Source organism: Streptomyces sp. NPDC001678, assembly GCF_042892945.1.
Classification (GTDB): domain Bacteria; phylum Actinomycetota; class Actinomycetes; order Streptomycetales; family Streptomycetaceae; genus Streptomyces.
Map to the genome: position 1 here is coordinate 281,119 of NZ_JBIAUP010000004.1, position 17,879 is coordinate 298,997.

General features: G+C 73.2%; 20 protein-coding genes. 8 read left to right on the top strand and 12 right to left on the bottom strand.

Annotated elements, in window-relative coordinates; translation table 11 throughout:
• Window positions 1-15: 15 nt before the first annotated feature.
• The 3 genes from ACFYZR_RS10635 to ACFYZR_RS10645 are packed head-to-tail and all read left to right on the top strand — an operon-like array spanning window position 16 to window position 4,141.
• Window positions 16-1,434, top strand: a complete 1,419-nt coding sequence (locus ACFYZR_RS10635; protein ID WP_391907951.1) for an alpha/beta fold hydrolase — start codon at window positions 16-18, stop codon at window positions 1,432-1,434.
• Complete coding sequence (locus ACFYZR_RS10640) at window positions 1,431-2,876, top strand: alpha/beta fold hydrolase (RefSeq protein WP_391907954.1); 1,446 nt, start codon at window positions 1,431-1,433, stop codon at window positions 2,874-2,876. The genes ACFYZR_RS10635 and ACFYZR_RS10640 overlap by 4 nt, the downstream gene beginning before the upstream one ends.
• Window positions 2,877-2,887: 11 nt before the next feature.
• Window positions 2,888-4,141, top strand: a complete 1,254-nt coding sequence (locus tag ACFYZR_RS10645) for a cytochrome P450 (protein WP_391907957.1) — start codon at window positions 2,888-2,890, stop codon at window positions 4,139-4,141.
• Here ACFYZR_RS10645 and ACFYZR_RS10650 read toward each other — a convergent pair.
• Together ACFYZR_RS10650 and ACFYZR_RS10655 are read right to left on the bottom strand one after the other, a co-directional pair.
• Window positions 4,113-5,123 (bottom strand): Rieske 2Fe-2S domain-containing protein, encoded by a 1,011-nt coding sequence (locus tag ACFYZR_RS10650; RefSeq protein ID WP_391907960.1) that lies wholly within the window; start codon window positions 5,121-5,123, stop codon window positions 4,113-4,115. The genes ACFYZR_RS10645 and ACFYZR_RS10650 overlap by 29 nt on opposite strands.
• On the bottom strand, window positions 5,120-6,094 hold the full coding sequence (locus ACFYZR_RS10655) for a Rieske 2Fe-2S domain-containing protein (RefSeq protein ID WP_391907963.1): 975 nt from the start codon (window positions 6,092-6,094) through the stop codon (window positions 5,120-5,122). Before ACFYZR_RS10655 ends, ACFYZR_RS10650 begins: the two co-directional genes overlap by 4 nt.
• Before the next feature lie 153 nt (window positions 6,095-6,247).
• On the opposite strand from ACFYZR_RS10655, the gene ACFYZR_RS10660 reads away from it, so the two are divergent.
• From ACFYZR_RS10660 to ACFYZR_RS10675, 4 genes are read left to right on the top strand one after another with little or no spacing between them, the layout of a single operon-like run.
• Window positions 6,248-6,685, top strand: a complete 438-nt coding sequence (locus ACFYZR_RS10660; protein WP_391907965.1) for an ester cyclase — start codon at window positions 6,248-6,250, stop codon at window positions 6,683-6,685.
• Entirely contained in the window at window positions 6,682-7,170 is a 489-nt protein-coding gene (locus ACFYZR_RS10665; protein ID WP_391907968.1) for an ester cyclase, read from the top strand. Before ACFYZR_RS10660 ends, ACFYZR_RS10665 begins: the two co-directional genes overlap by 4 nt.
• Window positions 7,167-8,324, top strand: coding sequence for an FAD-dependent monooxygenase (locus ACFYZR_RS10670; protein WP_391907971.1), 1,158 nt, complete (start codon window positions 7,167-7,169; stop codon window positions 8,322-8,324). Before ACFYZR_RS10665 ends, ACFYZR_RS10670 begins: the two co-directional genes overlap by 4 nt.
• 32 nt (window positions 8,325-8,356) lie before the next feature.
• Window positions 8,357-9,619 carry an ABC1 kinase family protein gene (locus ACFYZR_RS10675; RefSeq protein ID WP_391907974.1) on the top strand — a complete coding sequence of 421 codons (1,263 nt, stop codon included), beginning with the start codon at window positions 8,357-8,359 and terminating at the stop codon, window positions 9,617-9,619.
• Between the two features lie 85 nt (window positions 9,620-9,704).
• Here ACFYZR_RS10675 and ACFYZR_RS10680 read toward each other — a convergent pair whose 3' ends face one another.
• The 6 genes from ACFYZR_RS10680 to cutA form a co-directional block, all read right to left on the bottom strand.
• Window positions 9,705-10,085 carry a VOC family protein gene (locus ACFYZR_RS10680; RefSeq protein WP_391907976.1) on the bottom strand — a complete coding sequence of 127 codons (381 nt, stop codon included), beginning with the start codon at window positions 10,083-10,085 and terminating at the stop codon, window positions 9,705-9,707.
• Window positions 10,086-10,125: 40 nt separating this feature from the next.
• On the bottom strand, window positions 10,126-11,715 hold the full coding sequence (locus ACFYZR_RS10685) for an MFS transporter (protein ID WP_391907979.1): 1,590 nt from the start codon (window positions 11,713-11,715) through the stop codon (window positions 10,126-10,128).
• Between the two features lie 43 nt (window positions 11,716-11,758).
• Window positions 11,759-12,166, bottom strand: coding sequence for a VOC family protein (locus ACFYZR_RS10690; protein ID WP_391907981.1), 408 nt, complete (start codon window positions 12,164-12,166; stop codon window positions 11,759-11,761).
• The gene (locus tag ACFYZR_RS10695; RefSeq protein ID WP_391907983.1) at window positions 12,163-12,732 is read right to left on the bottom strand and encodes a helix-turn-helix domain-containing protein; all 570 of its coding nucleotides are present in this window, start codon (window positions 12,730-12,732) and stop codon (window positions 12,163-12,165) included. Before ACFYZR_RS10695 ends, ACFYZR_RS10690 begins: the two co-directional genes overlap by 4 nt.
• Window positions 12,725-14,347 carry an MFS transporter gene (locus ACFYZR_RS10700; protein ID WP_391907986.1) on the bottom strand — a complete coding sequence of 541 codons (1,623 nt, stop codon included), beginning with the start codon at window positions 14,345-14,347 and terminating at the stop codon, window positions 12,725-12,727. Before ACFYZR_RS10700 ends, ACFYZR_RS10695 begins: the two co-directional genes overlap by 8 nt.
• Before the next feature lie 97 nt (window positions 14,348-14,444).
• Window positions 14,445-14,786 (bottom strand): divalent-cation tolerance protein CutA, encoded by a 342-nt coding sequence (cutA, locus tag ACFYZR_RS10705; protein WP_391907989.1) that lies wholly within the window; start codon window positions 14,784-14,786, stop codon window positions 14,445-14,447.
• A gap of 66 nt (window positions 14,787-14,852) precedes the next feature.
• On the opposite strand from cutA, the gene ACFYZR_RS10710 reads away from it, so the two are divergent.
• The gene (locus ACFYZR_RS10710) at window positions 14,853-15,164 is read left to right on the top strand and encodes a hypothetical protein (RefSeq protein ID WP_189451337.1); all 312 of its coding nucleotides are present in this window, start codon (window positions 14,853-14,855) and stop codon (window positions 15,162-15,164) included.
• A 23-nt stretch (window positions 15,165-15,187) separates the two neighbouring features.
• Here ACFYZR_RS10710 and ACFYZR_RS10715 read toward each other — a convergent pair whose 3' ends face one another.
• The 4 genes from ACFYZR_RS10715 to ACFYZR_RS10730 all read right to left on the bottom strand — a co-directional run bounded on the left by ACFYZR_RS10715 (window position 15,188) and on the right by ACFYZR_RS10730 (window position 17,801).
• The gene (locus tag ACFYZR_RS10715) at window positions 15,188-15,400 is read right to left on the bottom strand and encodes an EF-hand domain-containing protein (protein ID WP_391907991.1); all 213 of its coding nucleotides are present in this window, start codon (window positions 15,398-15,400) and stop codon (window positions 15,188-15,190) included.
• 37 nt (window positions 15,401-15,437) lie between these two features.
• Window positions 15,438-15,929, bottom strand: coding sequence for an N-acetylmuramoyl-L-alanine amidase (locus ACFYZR_RS10720; RefSeq protein WP_391907994.1), 492 nt, complete (start codon window positions 15,927-15,929; stop codon window positions 15,438-15,440).
• 311 nt (window positions 15,930-16,240) lie between these two features.
• Entirely contained in the window at window positions 16,241-16,756 is a 516-nt protein-coding gene (locus ACFYZR_RS10725; protein ID WP_391907996.1) for an ATP-binding protein, read from the bottom strand.
• 277 nt (window positions 16,757-17,033) lie between these two features.
• Window positions 17,034-17,801, bottom strand: coding sequence for an enoyl-CoA hydratase/isomerase family protein (locus tag ACFYZR_RS10730; RefSeq protein ID WP_391907999.1), 768 nt, complete (start codon window positions 17,799-17,801; stop codon window positions 17,034-17,036).
• Window positions 17,802-17,879: the final 78 nt, after the last annotated feature.

Below are 17,879 nucleotides of genomic sequence, written 5' to 3' on the forward strand. Positions count from 1 at the left end.
CCGGAAGGGGAACCCGTGCGCCCCACCTGGCACCCCGCCACCGAGGAGGCCCTCACCGGCCTCGAAACCACGACGGTGGCCGTCCCCGTCGACCACGCCGACGCCGAAGGCCCGTCCATCGAGCTGACGCTCGCCCGCCACCCCGCCCCCACCCCCACCAGAACCGGCACCCTCCTCATCCCCCCCGACGACCCCGGCAACCGCGGCACCCTGCTCGTCCCCCAGCTCGTCGCCAAGCTCCCGCCCGCCGTACTCGACCAGTACGACATCGTCGGCTTCGACCACCGCTTCAGCGGCCGCAGCGCCCCGCTCTCCTGCGGGCTCACTCCCGACCAATGGCTGTGGATCTTCCACACCCCCGAGGACGCCGACACCGAGGCCCGCTACCAGCAGGACATCGTCGACCGCTGCTTCCGCGAGGCCGGCGATCTCCTCCCCCATCTCACCTCACGCGCGATCGCCCATGACATCGACGCGATCCGCCGTGCCCTCGGCGAGGAGCGGATCTCCTTCCTCGGCTACTCCTACGGGAGTTACCTCGGCGCGGTGTGGACCCAGCTGTACGGCGAGCACGCCGACCGGGTCGTCCTCGACAGCGTGATCGACCCGGATTCCGTGTGGCGGCGGATGTTCCTGGACTACGCGGCGAGCTGCGAGAACGCGCTCGGCCGGTGGGCGGCATGGGCCGCGCGGCGCCACGAGGAGCTCGCGCTGGGCACGACCGCGGCGGCCGTGCGCGAGGCGGTCGCGCGGCTCACCGCGCGCGCGGACCGGGAACGCCGCGTCGAGATGGCCGGCATGCCCGCCGACGGCACGACGCTGCGCCTGCTCACGATGGTGCTGCTCGGCGACGACCTGGCCTGGGGCTTCCTCGGCGACGTGCTGCGCGCCGCCGTCCACGGCGGGCAGGCCTCGGAGCCGACGCGCCGGGCGCTGGGCGCGATGTTCGGGCGCGGCAAGGGGGAGAGCGGGGCCGTCGCCCAGCTCGCGGTGCTCGGCGGCGACGCGGCGTGGCCGCGCGACCCCGCCGGCTACCGCCGGGACATGGCGGCGGCAGCCGTCCGCCACCCCTTCATCGGGCCGGCGATGGCCGCGCCCAAGGCCGGCGCCTTCTGGCCCCGGGAGCTCGACGGGCGCCGAGAGCCCGTCACCGTCTTCGGGCGGGACAACCACGCCGAGAGCCTGCTGCTCGTGCGCTCCGAGCACGCCATGTTCACCCCCGCGCGCGGGGCCGCGCGGCTGAGGGAACTGCTGGCGCACAACTCCCGGCTGGTCACCGCGGCCGGCACCGGCGCCCACCGGGTGTTCCCCTTCCACGGCCACCCCGGCGTCGACGGGACGGTCGCCGAGTATCTGCTCACCGGCAAACTGCCCGACACGGACCTCACCTTCACCGCCACCTTCACCGCCGACCACGGGAGGGACGCCTCGTGAACGACCCCGACCTGCGCGTCGACGCGATCCGGGACTTCCAGAAACAGTCCCTGACCTGGTACCCGGCCGACGAGGAGGCCCTCGCCGGCCTGGAGTGCGCCGAGCTGACCGTACCGCTGGACTACGCCGACCCCACCGGCCGCACCCTGACCCTGGGCCTCGTACGGGCCCCGGCGGCGGCCCCCGAGCGGCGGCGCGGCGTCCTGCTGATCGGGCCCGGCGACGACCTGGGCAACCGGGGCACACTGCTCGGCGCGCAGCTGGCGCGGGCGCTGCCCAAGGAGGTGCTGGCGCGCTACGACGTGGTGGCGTTCGACCACCGGTTCATGGGCCGCTCCAGCCCGGTCGTCGCCGGGCTGGAGCCGGAGGAGCGCTTCTGGGTCTTCCACCAGCCCCTCGACTTCGCCCACGAGGTCCGCTTCCAGGCCGAGGTCGCGGCGAAGGTCGCCGAACACGCCCTGGACGTGCTGCCGTTCGCGAACTCGCGGAACATCGCCCGCGACATCGAGGTCATCCGGGGCGCGCTGGGCGAGGAGCGGCTGTCCTACCTGGGCTACTCCTACGGCACCTATCTGGGCGCGGTGTGGACGCAGATGTTCGGCGAGCACGCCGACCGGGTGGTCCTGGACAGCCTGTGCAGCCCGGACTGGGTGTGGCGCGGGCTGTTCACCGACTTTCCGCCCAACGGCGAACGCGCCCTGGGCCGCTGGACCCACTGGGCCGCCCGGCACCACGACGAGCTGGCGCTCGGCGCCACGCCGCAGGAGGTCCGGGCCTCCTACGACCGGCTGCTGGCCCGGGTCGACGCCGACGAGACGGTGACGGTGAACGGCTTCCCGCTGGACCGCACCCTCGCCCGGCTCGTCGTCGTGGGAATGCTCAACAGCGACCTCAACTACGAGCACCTGGGCGACATCCTGCGCTCCGCCGTGCACGGCGCCCCGCTCACCCCCGCGACCCTCTCCTTCCTCGCGACGATGTTCGGGCAGCCGAAGGAGGAGAGCGGCACGGTGGCCCAGCTGGCCATCCTCGCGGGCGACTGGTCCTGGCCGCGCCGGCTGGGCCCGTACGAACGGGACATGGCCCGCGCGGCGCGGGAGTACCCGTTCACGGGGGCGGCCCTGTCGGGGATCAAGGCGACGGCGTTCTGGCCGGTGCCGCCGAGCGAGCCGGTGACCCGGCTGGGGGCGGGCAACCGCGCCCGGAGCATCCTGCTCGTCCAGTCCGCCGAGGACATGTCCACGCCGCACGCGGCCGCCGTGCGGATGCGCGAGGTGCTGCGGCACAACTCCCGGCTGGTCACCGTCGCCGACACCGCCCACCACCGGGTCTTCCCCTTCTACGGCAACCCCGGCGCCGACGAGCTGGCCACCGCCTACCTCATCGACGGCACCCTGCCGGACACCGACGTCGTCCGCACCGATCCCCGGCCCCGGGTCTGAGGGAGTCACCCATGCCCGAACCCCACGAGGTGTACGCGCCGGAGTCCCGCGTCGACCCCTACCCCGTCTACGCGCGGCTGCGCGCCGAGGCCCCCGTCCAGCCGATCCTCGACCCCAACGGCATCGAGCACTACCTGGTCACCCGCTACGAGGACGCCCGCGCCGCCCTCGCCGACCCCCGGCTCTCCCGCGACCCCAAGCACGCGTGGGAGGCGCTGCGCCGCTCCGGGCTCTACCCCGAGGGCGGGGAGGGCTCGGAGCCGCACATGCTCAACAGCGACCCGCCCGACCACACACGGATGCGCAGGCTGGTCGCCAAGGCGTTCACCCCGCGCCGGGTGGACGCCATGCTGCCGCGCGTCCAGGAGATCACCGACCATCTGATCGACGCCTTCGCCCCGTCCGGCACCGCCGACCTGATCACGGCGCTGGCGTTCCCGCTGCCCATCACCGTGATCTGTGAACTCCTCGGCGTGCCGGAGGCCGACCGGGCGCCGTTCCGCGAGTGGAGCACGGCAGCGCTCACCCCCAACTACACCGAGGGCGCGGCGATGCCGCCGCACGAGGCGAACCGGCTGCTGCGCGAGTACTTCACCGCGCTGGTCGGCGAGCGCCGCCGCGCGCTGCGCTCGGCCGGGGACGACACCGAGGCCCAGCCGGACCTGCTGAGCGCACTCGTCGTCGCCTCCACCGAAGAGGGCCGGCTGACCGAGCGTGAGCTGGTCTCCACGGCGGGGCTGCTGCTGGTGGCCGGGCACGAGACCACGGTGAACCTCATCGGCAACGGCATGCTGGCGCTGCTGCGCCACCGGGACCAGCTGGAGCTGCTGCGCTCCCGGCCGGAGCTGCTGCCGGCGGCCGTCGAGGAGTTCCTGCGCTACGACGGGCCGGTGGAGCGGGCCATGCTGCGGGTGGCCACGGAGGACCTGGAGATCGGCGGCACGCCCGTGCCCAGGGGCGCGATCGTCACCGTGGGCATGGCCTCCGCCCACCGCGATCCGGACCGGTACCCGAACCCCGACCGGCTGGACATCACCCGCGGCGACCGCTCCCACCTGGGCTTCGGGCACGGCATCCACTTCTGTGTGGGCGCGCCCGTGTCCCGGATGGAAGGGCGGGTCGCGGTGGGGACGCTGCTGCGGCGGCTGCCCGACATCGCGCTGGACGAGGCGGTGGGCCCGCTGCGCTGGCGGCCCACGGGCGTGCTGCGCGGCCTGGAGTCGCTCCCGGTGCGGTTCACACCGGAGAAGGAGGCTCTCGGCTGATGTCCTCGCGGGCGGGATGGGCCCGGGGGTGGCGGCAGACGTACTCCAGGAAGCGGGCCAGGGCACGATCGCTGCGGGTGAGCAGGCCGGGCCTGAAGTGGAGGCTGAGGAGGACGGGGGCGTCGTCGGCGAGCATGCCCATCATCACGCCCATGGCCCGGTCGAGGAACGCCGCGTCCGCCGCCTCGTCCGCGCCGCCCTCCGCCCGCCGCGCGCCGAGGACGAAGTACGGGCGGGAGACCCCGGGACGCACGGAGCGGAGCGCCGTGAGCCAGCAGAACCAGCGGCCGTCGAGGGTGCCCGTCTGCCGGAACACGCTGGTTCCGTGAATCTCGACGCGCAGGTCGAGCCGTTGCCCGTCCGGGGTGGTCAGGCGCAGCGGGTAGCCCATGGAGTGGGCGGTGGCGGTGACGGCGTCGTTGGGGTCGTCACCGTCGTCCAGGGCGAACTCGTGCTGGAGGAGGAAGTGCTGGACGTCCATGGTCTGGGCCGCCACCAGCCAGGGGTCGACGGGCGCCTCGTCGAGGACGGTGTGCCGCAGGAGGAGATCGTCAGGGGGGACGGGGAGGCCGGGCACGTCGAACAAGGGCCGCCGCCCGTTGAAGGCCCAGACGATGCCGTGCGATTCCCGCGAGGGAAAAGAGAAGAGCCGCGCACGCGGCGGCACCGGCTCGCCCGTACCGGTCGCCGTGCAGGCGCCACCACCGTCGTACCGCCAGCCGTGGTACCGGCATCGCAGTCGTTCCCCTTCCACGTCCCCCACGGACAGGTCGGCGCCCAGGTGGGCGCAGTAGCCGCTGACGACCCGGGCGGGCCCGCCGGCCGCGCCCCGGAAGACCGCCACGCGGCCGCCGAGGAAGTCCGCTCCCAGCACCCGCCCCGGGGGCAGTTCGGTGGACAGGCACAGCGGGAACCAGCTCTGGCTGTACGTCCCGTCCAGACCCTCGCCGGGGACGGGACGGCCGAGCGGGCGCGCGCTCATGTCAGGTACTCCCGGGCGGGGTTGGCCCGTGGATAGGCGCGGACGTAGTCGAGGTAGCGGGCGAGGGTGCGGTCGCCGTGGGTGAGGTGGCCGGGGCGGAAGCGGATGGTGCCGAGGACGGGTGTGTCGTCGTCGAAGAGGTTCATCATGGCCGTGCGGGCCCGGTCGAGGAAGGCCTCCGTCTCCTTGGGGTCCTCGCCGTCCTCCGGTCGGGCGCCGTAGACGAAGACGGCCCGGGAGCGGCCGGGGCCGGGGATGTTCAGCGGGGCGAGCCAGAAGAACCAGCGGCCGTCGAGGGTGCCGGTCTGCCAGAAGATATTGGTGCCGTGGATGTCGACGCGGACGTCGAAGCGCTCCCCGTCGCGCATCCGGGCCCGCAGGTCGAAGCCGACCGAGTGGGCGCCGATCCGCACCGAGTCGTTGGGGTCGTCGTCGAGGACGAACTCGTGGGGCAGGCACAGGTGCTGGAGGTCCATGGTGTGGGCCTGGACCAGCCAGGGCTCGACGGGCAGCTCCGGGAGGACGGAACGGCGGACGGTCAGCTCGTCCTCCCGGTAGGGCAGTCCGGGCACGCCGAAGAGCGGCTCCTCGCCGTTGAACGCCCAGACGACGCCGTGCCGTTCGACCGAGGGGAAGCGGAACAGCCGGGCCCGGGGCGGCACCGGGTCGCCGATGCCGGTGGCGGCGCACACCCCGCCGCCGTCGTACTGCCAGCCGTGGAAGCGGCACCGCAGATGCTCCCCCACCACCTCGCCCACCGACAGGTCCGCGCCGACGTGGACGCAGTAGCCGCTCAGCACCCGGGCGGGGCCGCCCTCGCGGCCCCGGAAGACCACGGCCTTGCCGCCGAGGAACTCCACGCCCAGGACCGCGCCCGCGGGTACGTCCTCGGACAGGCACAGCGGAAACCAGCTCTGGCTGTACAGGCCGTCCGCGCCCTCGGCGGGAAGGCCGGAGAATCCCTCGGTCATGACGACAACCCTCCGTTGTCCCTGCGGAATTGTTGCCACGGCCCTCCGTGGCGTCAACCCCGCCCGGAAGGGCGATCCGCACCGCAATCTGGGAGAAGTGACCGTCCTGGAATCCCACTAGCCTTTCTGCGAAACCGCGCGGAAGGAGCCGGCATGGGGTCCACCGAGCAGGCGAACAAGGCGCTGGTACGGGAGTTGATCGACACCTGGAACCGGGGCGACCTCGCGGGGATGACCCGGTTCTGGTCCCCGGAGATGGTCCACCACGGCCGCGACGGCGAGCCGCTGCCCGGCACCGACGTCGCCGCCGAGATGGGCCGCTTCATGAACGCCTTCCCCGACCTGCGGCTCACCGTCCACGCCATGGTCGCCGAGGGGGACCTCGTGGCCACCCGGCTGACGGTCGAGGCCACGCACAAGGGCGAGTACCTGGGCCTGCCGGCCACCGGCCGCGCCGTGCGCGTTCCGCTGCTGGGCCAGCTGCGGGTCGTCGACGGCGCCGTCGTGGAACACTGGGGCGTGGCCGACGGGCTGTATCTCCTGGAACAGCTCGGGCTGCTGCCCCCGGAATTACTGCGGGCCACGGCGTGACACGGCCGGACAGGAAATCCGCCTACGAGGAAACCGTCCGGAAATTCCGGGGCGCCGTGCTGTTCACACACGATTTCTCGGCGATTTCCGAAGTCCTCACCCCCGATTTCGTCGACCATTTCGCCCCGCCGTGGGATCCCCCGGGCCGCGAGGGAGTGGCCCACCGCTTCGGGCAGGCGGCCGAGGCGCTGACGACGCGCCGGGTGGAGGTGCTCACGTCGGTGTGCGAGGGCGACGTCCTCGCCCAGGCGATCCTGCTGCACTTCGAGCACACGGGCGCGTTCATGGGGCTGCCGCCCACGGGCCGGGCCTTCGCCATCGGCGGCTCCAACACCTTCCGCTTCCGGGACGGCCGGATCGCCGAGCACTGGGGCGTGTTCGACGTGGCGAAGATCCCCGACCTGCTGGGCGGCCCGATCCCCGGCGGCCCGGCCCCCGGCGGCGCGGGCGGCTGGTCGTCGATGTGGCCGGGCGCGCCCGCGTGAGGGCACGGCGGGCCCTGGTGGTCGGGGCCGGGCCCGCCGGCCTGGCCACCGCCGCCCTGCTGCGCCGCGCCGGGCTGGAGGTCCGCCTGCTGGAGCGCGCCCCGGACGACGCCGACACCGGCACGGCTCTCACCCTGTGGCCCAACGCCTTCTCCGCGCTGACCGAACTCGGCGCCGACGCGCCCGTACGGGCCCGCAGCGCGCCCGCGTCGGGCCTGGCGATGCGCTCGGCGCGCGGCGCCACACTGCTGTTCCTGCCGCCCGGGGTGCTGGACGCCCGGTGCGGGGGCAACGGACGGGCGCTACCGCGCGCCGCCCTGCTGCGGGCCCTCCACGACCTCCAGCCCCCGGACGCGATCCGCTTCGGGGCGCGCTGCGTCGGCGTACGGCAGGAGGGTGCCGTGGTGGCCGCCCGGCTCGTGGACGGCACCGAGGTGGAGGGCGATCTGCTGATCGGCGCCGACGGCGTCCGCTCCCGGGTGCGCGCGGCCCTCTTCGGCGCCCCCGGGGACACGGGCGGCGGCGATCTGCGCTACCTCGGCTACGCGGTGGCCCGGGGCGTCGCCGCGTACTCCTGCCCCGGCCATCCGGCGCTGCTGGCGCTGGGCGCGGGACGGCAGTTCGGGCTGTTTCCGCTGCCGGAGGGGCGGATGTACTGGTTCGCGGCCTTCGCCGTGCCCGAGGGCGGGGCCAGGGCGGGCCCGTCGTGGCTGCCGTTCCTCCGGCGGCACTTCGCCGGGTGGCACGACCCGGTCCCGGACGTGCTGCGGGCCACCGACCCGGCCGCCGTCACCGTCACCGCCATCCACGACCGCGCGCCCCTGCGGCGCTGGGGCCGGGGGGCGGTGGCCCTGGTGGGGGACGCCGCGCACCCCGCCGCGCCGGCCATGGGGCAGGGCACGTGCCAGGCGCTGGAGGACGCGGTGGTGCTGGCGCGGGCGCTGGCGGCGACCGATGACGTTCCGGCCGCCCTCCGCGCGTACGCGGCGCGGCGGCGGGGCCGGGCCCACGCCGTCACCCGCCAGTCCCACTGGGCGGGACGGGTGGGGCAGTGGCGGGCGCCGCTGCTGTGCGCGGTGCGGGACGGGCTGATCAGGGCGACGCCCCGCTCCGCTCTGCTGGGCGCGTTGCGCTCGTCGTTCACGTTCGAGTGAGGACAGGGGCCACCACCCAAAGGAGCAGCCCCATGGACCGAGTGCCCACCCACCGCCTCGCGCTCCGCGCGTGCACCCTCGCCCTGGCGATCCTCGCGGAAGCGACACTGACGTTTCCCGCCCTACTGGCCGTACGGCTACTGCACGGCCGCCAAGCCACCCACCACTTCCTCTACCGCCGCCTCACCCACCGCATCCAGTCCCTCGGCCCCACCTTCGTCAAGTTCGCCCAGATCGCGGGCGCGCGCCGCGACATGCTGCCCGCCGCCCTGTGCGACGAGCTGTCCCGTCTCCACGACTCCGTACGCCCGATCTCGCCGCAGCAGGCGACAAGCGCGCTGCGCGCGGCGTACGGGCGGGCCGTCCCGCCGTTCCTGGCGCGGCTCGACCCCGGCCCCGTGGCGGGCGGCAGCATCGCCTGCGTGTACCGGGGCGTGCTGCCGGACGGCGAGGTCGTGGCGCTGAAGCTGAAGCGCCCCGGCATCGACAGGACCATGCGGGCCGACCTGGCACTGATCCGCGCCCTGACCCGCCGCGCCGAGCGGCTGCCGCTGCTGCGCGGCATGCCGATGGCCGACCTCGTCGGCTACGTCAGCCGGGCCGTCCTCGGCCAGCTGGACTTCCGGCGCGAGGCGGAGAACATCGTCACGCTCCGCGCGAACCTCGCGGACGTCCCCGGCGTGGAGGTGCCCCGGCTGCGTCCCGAGTGGTCCCGGCCGACCTGTCTCGTCTTCGACTACGTCCCGGGGCTGGACACCCGGACGCCCGCGACGCTTCCGGACCCGGTGCGGGCGCGGCTCGCCTCGGCCGTGCTGGCGGCCGCGCACAAGATGATGTTCGTGGACGGTTTCGTGCACTGCGATCCCCACCCGGGCAATGTGTATCTGCTGCCGGAGGGCCGCGCGGCCGTGATCCTGGACGCGGGCTACAGCGTCCGGTTGCCCGACCGGGTGCGGGAGCTGATCGCCGGGTTCTTCGCGGGGCTCGCGACGGGCGACGGGCGGCGGTGCGGGGAGATCATGCTGGCGAGCATGGCCAACGCGGACGGCCGGACGGAGAACGCGGAGCCGTTCGTCGCCGACGTCGCCGAGCTGGTCGAACGATGCGCCGGCCCGGACAAGACCTTCGACATGGCGTCCTTCGGCAACGGCGTCTTCGAGGTGCAGAGCGCCCACCGGCTCTACGCCGCCTCGGACTTCGCCTTCCCCATCATGGCGCTGATGATCCTGGAGAGCACGGTCCGGGGCCTGTGGCCGGGGGCGGACTTCACACGGGTGGGTGTCGCGGCGACGTGAACCGCCGCGCACGCGGTGCTGCCGCCGGCCCCGGGGGAAGGCGGCGGCAGCACGTTCACGGGGGCCCGAGGGCCCGGGGGCCCGCTCAGCCGGCGGGCTGCACCAGGTTGAACTCGTTGCCGTCGGGGTCCGCGAAGGTCGCGGTCGAGCCGCCGAACGGCATCGGCTGGGGGTCGTGGGTGAAGCGCACCCCGCGCCGGACGAGTTCGTCATGGGTGGCCTTGATGTCCTCGGTGACGAACTGGATGTCCGTGAAGCGGCCGATGTTGCCCTCGCGGTAGACGGGGAAGTCCTTGGTGCACAGCACGATGCGGGTCTGGGAGCCCTCGGGGGCGACCTCGATCCAGCGCATGGGGCCGAACCGCAAGTCCTCGCGGAGCTCGAAGCCGAGGGTGTTGACGAAGAAGTCGACGGCCTTGTCCTGGTCGTTGACGAAGACGTCGACGGTACCGATGTGCGAGATCACTGGGTTCTCCTGTCGTCTGAAGGTGAACAGGTGGACGTGCTCAGTGCGTGGGCGCGACGTCCCCGGCGGGCGCGGTCGCCGGCCGCGGTGCCAGCAGGGCTACGGCCGCTCCGACGAGGACGACGACCGCGCCGCCGAGCATCGCCGTGTGGAAGCCGTCCATGAAGGCGGCGTGCCCGGCGCGTACGGCCGCCTCCGCAGCGGTGGGCGCGGTGCCGTCGGGCACGGGCACCACGCCCTGCGCGATGACCTCCGTCATCCGGCGCAGCCCCTGGGCCAGGGCGCCGCCGACGCCCTCGTCGGCGAGGTGTCCGGGCAGGACCCCGGAGACCCGGGACGAGATCAGTGAGCCGAGGACGGCCGTGCCCAGGACGCCGCCCAGCATCAGGGCGGTCTGCTGGAGGCCGGAGGCGACGCCGGCGAGTTCGTCGTGGGCGCTGCCGACGATCATCTCGATGGCCGTGGGCGCGATCATGCCCATGCCCACGCCGAGCGGGGCGAGGAACGGCCACATGGCCTGGTACGAGGAGTCCTCGGTCATCCGGGACAGGCCCAGCAGGGCGACGCTGATGAGGACCATGCCCGCGGCGAGCGGCACCCTGGGCCCGAACCGCTGACCGAGGGCCGCGCCGAGGGGGGCGCCGACCCCGAAGAGGACGGTGAAGGGCAGCAGCCCGAGCCCGGCCCGCATCGGGGAGAAGCCGTGCACCTGCTGGAGGTAGAGGGCGAGGTAGAACGAGGCGCCGAAGGTGGCGAAGCCCCCGATCAGCAGGGTGGCCGTGCCGGTGGAGACGGCCCGCATGCGGAAGAGCGCCGGTGGCAGCAGCGCCTCGCGGGCGCGGCGCTCGCGCAGGACGAACGCGGTGCCGATGACGAGCGCGGCGGCGAACGGGCCGAGGACACGGAACGCGGTCCAGCCGTGGCCGGGCACCTGGATGATGCCCCAGACCAGGGCGAACAGGGTGCCTGTGAGCAGCAGGACGCCGGGGGTGTCGAAGGCCCGGTCGGCGCCCTCGGGCCGGACCGCGCGGATCGCCGGGCCGCCGAGGGCGAGGGCGGCGGCGCACACCACGACGTTGATGAAGAACACCCAGCGCCAGCCCAGCTGGTCGACGGTGACGCCGCCGATGAAGGGGCCGGCGGCCAGCGCGAGGGCGCCGACGCCGCTCCAGACGCCGATGGCGATCTTCAGTTTGTCCTGGGGGAAGGAGGTCTTGAGGACCGCCAGCCCGCTGGGCGCGAGGACGGCGCCGCTGATGCCCTGGAGCACCCGCCAGAAGATCAGGAGGCCGATGCTGTGGGAGAGCCCCGCGAGGACGGAAGTCGCGGCGAAGCCCGTCATCCCGATGAGGAAGACCTTCTTGTGCCCGTAGCGGTCGCCGAGCTTGCCGGCGGTGATCAGGGCGCAGGCGACGGCGAGCATATAGCCGTTGGTGACCCATTGGAGGGTGGTGAGCTCGGTGTCGAGGTCGACGGCGATGACCGGGTTGGCGACCGCGACGACCGTGCCGTCGAGGGCCTCCATCATGGTGCCGAGGGCGACGGCGACGAGCACCACCCAGGGGTTCCCGGTGCCGGGCCGGTCCGGTAACGCCCCGCCGTCCGGGGCCGGTTGCGCTTGGTGAGCCATGGCTGGGCCTGCTCTCTTCTCGGTGCTCCTTCCGGCGTCCGGTTCAGCCGCGGGCGTCGGTGAGGCTGAACCAGTTGCCGGAATCGTCGCGGAAGACGGCCTCGGTGCCGTGCGGCCGCTTCACGGGCTCCTGGACGAACGTCACGCCCGCCGCCTTGAGCCTGCGGTGGAGGGCGCGGACGTCGTCGACGTGCAGCACCCCCACCCCGATCACGCCCTTCGCGACGAGGTCCCGCAGCTGGCCGGCGGTCTCCTCGTCGTACTCGGGCGGCCCCACCCTGCGCAGCACCAGCACCACGTCGGGCTGGTCCTTGGGGCCGACCGTGAGCCAGCGCAGCTCGCCGAGCGTCATGTCGTCGCGGACCTCGAAGCCCAGCTTTTCGGTGTAGAAGGCCTTCGCGGAGTCCTGGTCGAGGACGGGGACGGTGACGTGCGACAGACGCGTGCTCATGGATTTCCTTCCGCCGGTGAGCTGTGATCAGACGCTATCGACGGCTTCCCGGCGGTGACATCTCCTGGATTGCGGTCTTGCGTTCCGCTTCCGCCGGCCCGCCGGGCGCACATGAACAGGTAGCAGCCGGGAATGGGCGGGGGGCCGCCCTCGCGGGCGATCCGCTCGCGGTAGCGGGTGGGCGGCACCCCCATCACCTCGGAGAAACGGGAGCTGAAGGAGCCGACGCTGGAGTAGCCGACGAGGTGACAGATCTCCGCGACCGTCAGGTTGGTGGCGCGCAGCAGGTCGCGCGCCCGCTCGATACGACGCTGTGTCAGATAGCGGCCGGGGGTCTCGCCGAAGGCCGCCTGGAAGGAGCGCAGGAAGTGGAAGCGCGAGCAGCCCGCCTCGGCGGCCAGTGTCGCCAGGTCGAGGGGGTCGGCGTAGGAGCGGTCGATCAGGTCCTTCGCCCGTCGCAGGTACGGTAACAGCGCGGAGGAGAGCGGTTCCTGGCCCTGCGTGACCCCGGTACCGGCCGTCCGCCGGCGCCGCGACCGCCGGTAGGGGTGGTGGCGCTCAGGCACGGGCGGGCACCTGCTCGGGGACGATCTCGTCCAGCCGGCGGCCCCGGGTCTCGGGGCCGTAGAGGGCGAAGGCGACCGCCGCGAGGGCCAGCGGTACGGCCCCAAGCAGGGCCGTCACCCCGAGCGGGGGCACCGCCACGGCGGCCACGGACAGGGCGAGGATCGCCACGCCGCCGGCCTTGCTGGTGCCCGCCGCCCAGCTGGTGCCCAGGGCGCGCAGCGGGGTGGGGTAGGCCTCGGAGCTGTAGGCGGCCAGGACGGCGGCGGTCGCGCTGATGCCCCACAGCGGGACGAGGAGCAGCAGCCGCAGTGTCAGTCCGTGGCCGGCGGTGGTCTCCGCGAGCACCGCGAGGGCGACGAGGGCCGCGGCGGTCAGCGCGGCCAGCGCTATCACGGTGCGTCTGCTGCTCCACAGTCCGTAGAGCAGGGCGGTGAGGACGTTGAGGGGCAGGCTGATCAGGGCGCTGTCGCGCAGGACGCGGTCGGAGGAGACCTCGGCGATGCCGAGGCGGCCGAGGTTGGTGGGCAGCCACATCTGGAAGCCGTAGGTCATCAGCCCGGCGCCGACGGCGAGGACGGTCAGGGCGAGGGTGGGGCCCCGGAAGGAGGCGGCGAACAGTCCGCGGTAGCCGGAGCGGGCCGGGCCCCGGGCCGGCTCCGGTTCGTCCGGTGGCGCCGCCGCGTCCCGCACGACCGAGCCGTACTGGACGGTCGAGCCGTAGCGGGCCAGGACGCGGCGGGCATCCTCGGTGCGGCCGGTGGCCAGGAGGTAGCGGGGGGACTCGGGGATCCAGTGGTTGAGGGCGATCAGCAGCAGCCCGGTCGGCAGTCCGACGAGCCAGAGGATCCGCCAGCTGTAGGTGGGGGTGAGGGTGGCGGCGAGCCAGCTGGTGAGGATGTAGGCGACGGTGACGTTGCCGCCGATGAGCACCATCAGCCAGCCGCGGTGGCGCTGGGGGACGGTCTCCACCAGCAGGGTGAAGGCGATGGGGATCAGCCCGCCCGCCGCCGTGCCCATGAGGAAGCACATGGCGACGTTCCAGCTGAAGCTGGGCATCGCGCCGCAGACGGCGGTGGTAGCGAACAGCACTCCGGCCAGGAGGATGGAGCCGCGCCGCCCGATGCGGTCGCCCAGCCACCCCCAGAGGAACGAGCCGGTCATGGTGCCGGCGATGCCGGACAGCGGCAGCCAGGAGACGGGGACGTCGCCGCCGGGGTTCAGCGGCGAGGCGAGCCCGTACTCCTTGGCGACGCCGGGCACGACGAACGACAGCGTCATCGGTTTCATCACGTCGATGGTCACCGCGAGGGAGAGCACCGCCAGGAGCGCGGCATGGGCCGGGCGCAGCGGGGCGTCGTCGACGGCCCGGACGCGTACGGAGGAGACCTGCCGGCGCAGGGCGGCCGAGCGCCGGGGCAGCAGCCCGTGGACGACGGCGGCCACGCCGGTGACGATCAGCAGCATGCCGGTGAGCATGGGGGTGTCGACGGGCATTCCGGCCATGCGGTAGCCCATGTGGCGGGCGTGGAGGTACATGGGGAGGTGGAGCAGGGCGCCCGCGGTGCAGGCGGCGGCGCCGGCCCAGAAGAACGCGGGGCGGGCGAAGGAGCCCATCCGTTTCCCCTCCCTACGCCGCGTGGCGGACAACGGGGGTGAAGGTGTTGTGCGTTCGCACGACGTTCCTAGCAGCGGCGCGGGGCGGCGGCAAGGGCTACGGTGCGGTCTCCGCCCGCAGCCACGCGAGGTAGTCCGCGCTGCCGGCGGTGATCTCCGCGGCGACGATCTCGGGGACGTCGTAGGAGTGCTCGGCCTTGATCCGGGCCTCCAGCTCGGGGTAGCGGGCCGCGGTGGTCTTGAGGACGACGCGCCATTCGGCGGCGGACTCGATCGCGTCCTTCCAGTGGTAGACGCTGGTGACCGGGCCGTCGATCTGGGCGCAGGCGGCGAGGCGGCGCCCGACGACGGAGGCGACCAGGGCGCGCGCCGCCCGCTCGCTGTCGGTGGTGGTGATCACCATGAGGCAACGGTCGTCCTGCGGGGGCTGCTGCGGCATACCGCCGACCGTATCGCGCCGGGCGGCCGGGGGCCGGTGTCAGTGGTGGCGCGTAGGCTCGCGAGCATGAGTTACGCAGACCTGCGCGAACTCCAGAGCGCGCTGAACACCGCCTCGGACATCGCCTTCTCCCTCGACGCCGCCGCCCCTTCGCCCCATGAGGCCGAACAGCTCCTGGACGCGTTGCGCAGGGCGCTGGCGGCGGCCGGGGCGCTGGGTGCGGGGCTGGGCGCCACGGGGTGCGCGGAGCATCCCAAGGGGCCCGTCGACCCGCTGGCCGGGGACCGGGAGGATCCGCTGCCGCCGGGCTGGGGCCGCTGTCTGCTGTGCAACGACCGGCGGCGCCGGGCGGGCGCGCAGCGCAGGGGCTGGCGCTGACCCGGCGCACGGCCGCGGGGAGGTCAGTGGTCCAGGGAGGCCCAGAACTCCTCGAAGGACAGGACGCCGTCGCCGTTGCCGTCCTTCTTGTTGATGATGGCCTGGGCCACGGTCACGGTGACGTTGTGGTCGCCGAGCTGGGCCATGACGCTCTTGTACTCCTCGGCCGTGATGAACCCGTCGCCGTCGACGTCGAAACGGGCGAAAGCCGTGCGGGCTTCCTCGATGCTGGCCATGTGGGCCTCCCCTTGGTGCTTGGTGGACCGGCACAGATTAGCCGCCGGTCACCAACTCCAGGTAACGGTCCCAGTCCCAGTGCGGACCGGGGTCGGTATGGGTGGATCCGGGCACTTCGATGTGGCCGATGATGTGCTCGCGGGTCGGGGGGATGCCGTAGCGGTCGCAGACGGCGGCGGTGAGCTTCGCGGAGGCGCGGTAGAGGGCGTCGGTGAAGTACTCGGGGCGGTCGATCCAGCCCTCGTGCTCGATGCCGATGCTGCGGGTGTTGTAGTCCCAGTTCCCGGCGTGCCAGGCGATGTCCTTCTCGCGGACGAACTGCGCGATGTAGCCGTCCTGGGAGGCCACCATGTAGTGGGCGGAGACCTTGGAGCGCGCGTCCTGGAAGATTCTCCGCGCGTCCTGGAAGGTCTCCTGGGTGACGTGGACGACGACGAACTCCACGGGGTACGCGCGGGGTCGGTTCGAGACCGTGTAGTTCGCCCTGTTCGCCGGGATCCAGTGGGTGGGGGGATACGGGGCCGTCATGGGGACATCAGACCCGTGGGGGCGACGGTCCGCAAGGACCACAGCGCCACCGCATAAAGATAAGCCGCAACGGCATTTCATTCATGGATTTCAAGGCCAGTGTCACACATCACCTTGGATTGCCCTGGCCTCACTTTGGCCCCGGCACACCACGCGTGACATAGTCGAGGCCAACGACCCCCATTGACCCGGGCCAGGTCGTCATTCGCCGCGGGGGCACACCCCATTCTCCCCGCGGCCACCCGAAGAGGCCCCCGGCCCGTCGCAGGACGACGGATGGGGGCCTCTTCGCGTGCGCGGAACCCGGCGCGTCAGCGCTCGCCGCGCTCCCCGACCCGCATCTCGAACCAGGTCGTCTTCCCGCGCGCCAGCAGGTCCACCCCCCAGCGGTCGGAGAGCTTGTCCACCAGGAACAGCCCGCGACCGTTGATGTCCGTCTCCCGCACCGGCAGCAGACACGGCAGCCCCCGGGAGGGGTCGCGCACCTCGACGCGCACCCAGCCGCGCCGCCGGTCCATCCGCAGCCCGAAGTGGCGCGCCCCGGTGTGCCGGACGGCGTTGCCCACGAGCTCGGAGACCAGCAGCACGGCGTGCTCGGCGAGCTGGGCCGGCAGGCCCCAGTGACGCAGCATCACCGCCTGGGTCAGCCGGCGGGCGGCGGCGGCGGATTCGGGACGGGAGGGCAGCCGGACCTCACCGAGGGCCGGATCACCGAACAGCTCGAAGGCCTTGCGTGTCAGCTCGTCCTCTACCATCGGGGTCCACCGCGCGGGGGCCGCCGTAACGGCCCGCTGCCGCGACTGCTCCATTCCCTCCAGGCCCGCCATGACCCCCATCATGGCCGTCGCCGGAGCGCCAGGGAGTGGAACCCAGGGATTCGGTTCACCGGAGCATCCCGTTCCGGGACCCCGGGGCGACATATGCCAGCGGCCCCGGTCCACCCAGCGCACCCGGACTGACCTGCGCCGACATCCTGTGCGCAAAAGATCGCCGAGGGTGAGCACCGAGGCCCCGCACCCGGTGTCACGGAGCTCCGGGAATTCCCCCACAAGAGGCATGCCCGGGGAGCGGTTCCCCGGGCGCACCGGGCCAACCCCAGGCGGCTCAGACGAACTTGGCCTTGCCCGGACCGTCCTCCACGAAACTGCGCATACCGATCTCGCGGTCCTCGGTGGCGAACAGGCCCGCGAACCAGTTGCGCTCGATGGCGAGGCCGGTGTCGATGTCGGTCTCCAGCCCCGAGTCCACCGCCTCCTTGGCCGCGCGCAGCGCCATGGCGGGCCCGGCCGCGAGCCGGGCGGCCCACGCGTGCGCCTGCTCGTAGACCTCCGCCGCCAGGACCACCCGGTCGACGAGGCCGATGGCGAGCGCCTCGTCGGCCCTGACCTGGCGGCCCGTGAAGATGAGGTCCTTGGCCTTGGAGGGCCCGACGAGCCGGGCGAGCCGCTGGGTGCCGCCGGCGCCCGGGATCAGGCCCAGCAGGATCTCGGGCTGGCCGAGCTTGGCGTTGTCGGCGGCGATCCGGAAGTCGGCGCAGAGGGCCAGCTCGCAACCGCCGCCCAGGGCATAGCCGGTGACGGCGGCGACCACGGGCTTGGGGATGCGGGCCACGGCGGTGAAGGAGTCCTGGAGGCCGCGCGAGCGCGCCACCATGGCGGCGTGGTCGATGTGCTGCATCTCCTTGATGTCCGCGCCGGCCGCGAACACCTTCTCCCCGCCCCACAGGACGACGGCCCGCACGTCGTCGCGGCGGGTCACCTCGTCGGCGAGCTCACGGAGCCGGTCCTGGGTGGCGATGTCGAGGGCGTTCATGGGCGGCCGGTCCAGTCGTACGGTCCCGACGCCCTCGGCTACCTCAAGATGCACAGTCATGACAGCAGGTTAGCGGTGGGGGGGGTTCGGGAGTGTCCCCCGAGAATGCACAGCACGGAAAGCGGCCCGGCGCACTGT

What these genes read in the sequence shown, in the direction of transcription:
- ACFYZR_RS10685 (WP_391907979.1), bottom strand. Translation starts at nt 11,715, where the DNA reads ATGGCTCACCAAGCGCAACCGGCCCCGGACGGCGGGGCGTTACCGGAC.
- ACFYZR_RS10645 (WP_391907957.1), top strand. Translation starts at nt 2,888, where the DNA reads ATGCCCGAACCCCACGAGGTGTACGCGCCGGAGTCCCGCGTCGACCCC.
- ACFYZR_RS10720 (WP_391907994.1), bottom strand. Translation starts at nt 15,929, where the DNA reads ATGACGGCCCCGTATCCCCCCACCCACTGGATCCCGGCGAACAGGGCG.
- ACFYZR_RS10675 (WP_391907974.1), top strand. Translation starts at nt 8,357, where the DNA reads ATGGACCGAGTGCCCACCCACCGCCTCGCGCTCCGCGCGTGCACCCTC.
- ACFYZR_RS10650 (WP_391907960.1), bottom strand. Translation starts at nt 5,123, where the DNA reads ATGAGCGCGCGCCCGCTCGGCCGTCCCGTCCCCGGCGAGGGTCTGGAC.
- ACFYZR_RS10690 (WP_391907981.1), bottom strand. Translation starts at nt 12,166, where the DNA reads ATGAGCACGCGTCTGTCGCACGTCACCGTCCCCGTCCTCGACCAGGAC.
- ACFYZR_RS10730 (WP_391907999.1), bottom strand. Translation starts at nt 17,801, where the DNA reads ATGACTGTGCATCTTGAGGTAGCCGAGGGCGTCGGGACCGTACGACTG.
- ACFYZR_RS10715 (WP_391907991.1), bottom strand. Translation starts at nt 15,400, where the DNA reads ATGGCCAGCATCGAGGAAGCCCGCACGGCTTTCGCCCGTTTCGACGTC.
- ACFYZR_RS10655 (WP_391907963.1), bottom strand. Translation starts at nt 6,094, where the DNA reads ATGACCGAGGGATTCTCCGGCCTTCCCGCCGAGGGCGCGGACGGCCTG.
- ACFYZR_RS10700 (WP_391907986.1), bottom strand. Translation starts at nt 14,347, where the DNA reads ATGGGCTCCTTCGCCCGCCCCGCGTTCTTCTGGGCCGGCGCCGCCGCC.
- ACFYZR_RS10725 (WP_391907996.1), bottom strand. Translation starts at nt 16,756, where the DNA reads ATGGCGGGCCTGGAGGGAATGGAGCAGTCGCGGCAGCGGGCCGTTACG.
- ACFYZR_RS10710 (WP_189451337.1), top strand. Translation starts at nt 14,853, where the DNA reads ATGAGTTACGCAGACCTGCGCGAACTCCAGAGCGCGCTGAACACCGCC.
- cutA (WP_391907989.1), bottom strand. Translation starts at nt 14,786, where the DNA reads ATGCCGCAGCAGCCCCCGCAGGACGACCGTTGCCTCATGGTGATCACC.
- ACFYZR_RS10660 (WP_391907965.1), top strand. Translation starts at nt 6,248, where the DNA reads ATGGGGTCCACCGAGCAGGCGAACAAGGCGCTGGTACGGGAGTTGATC.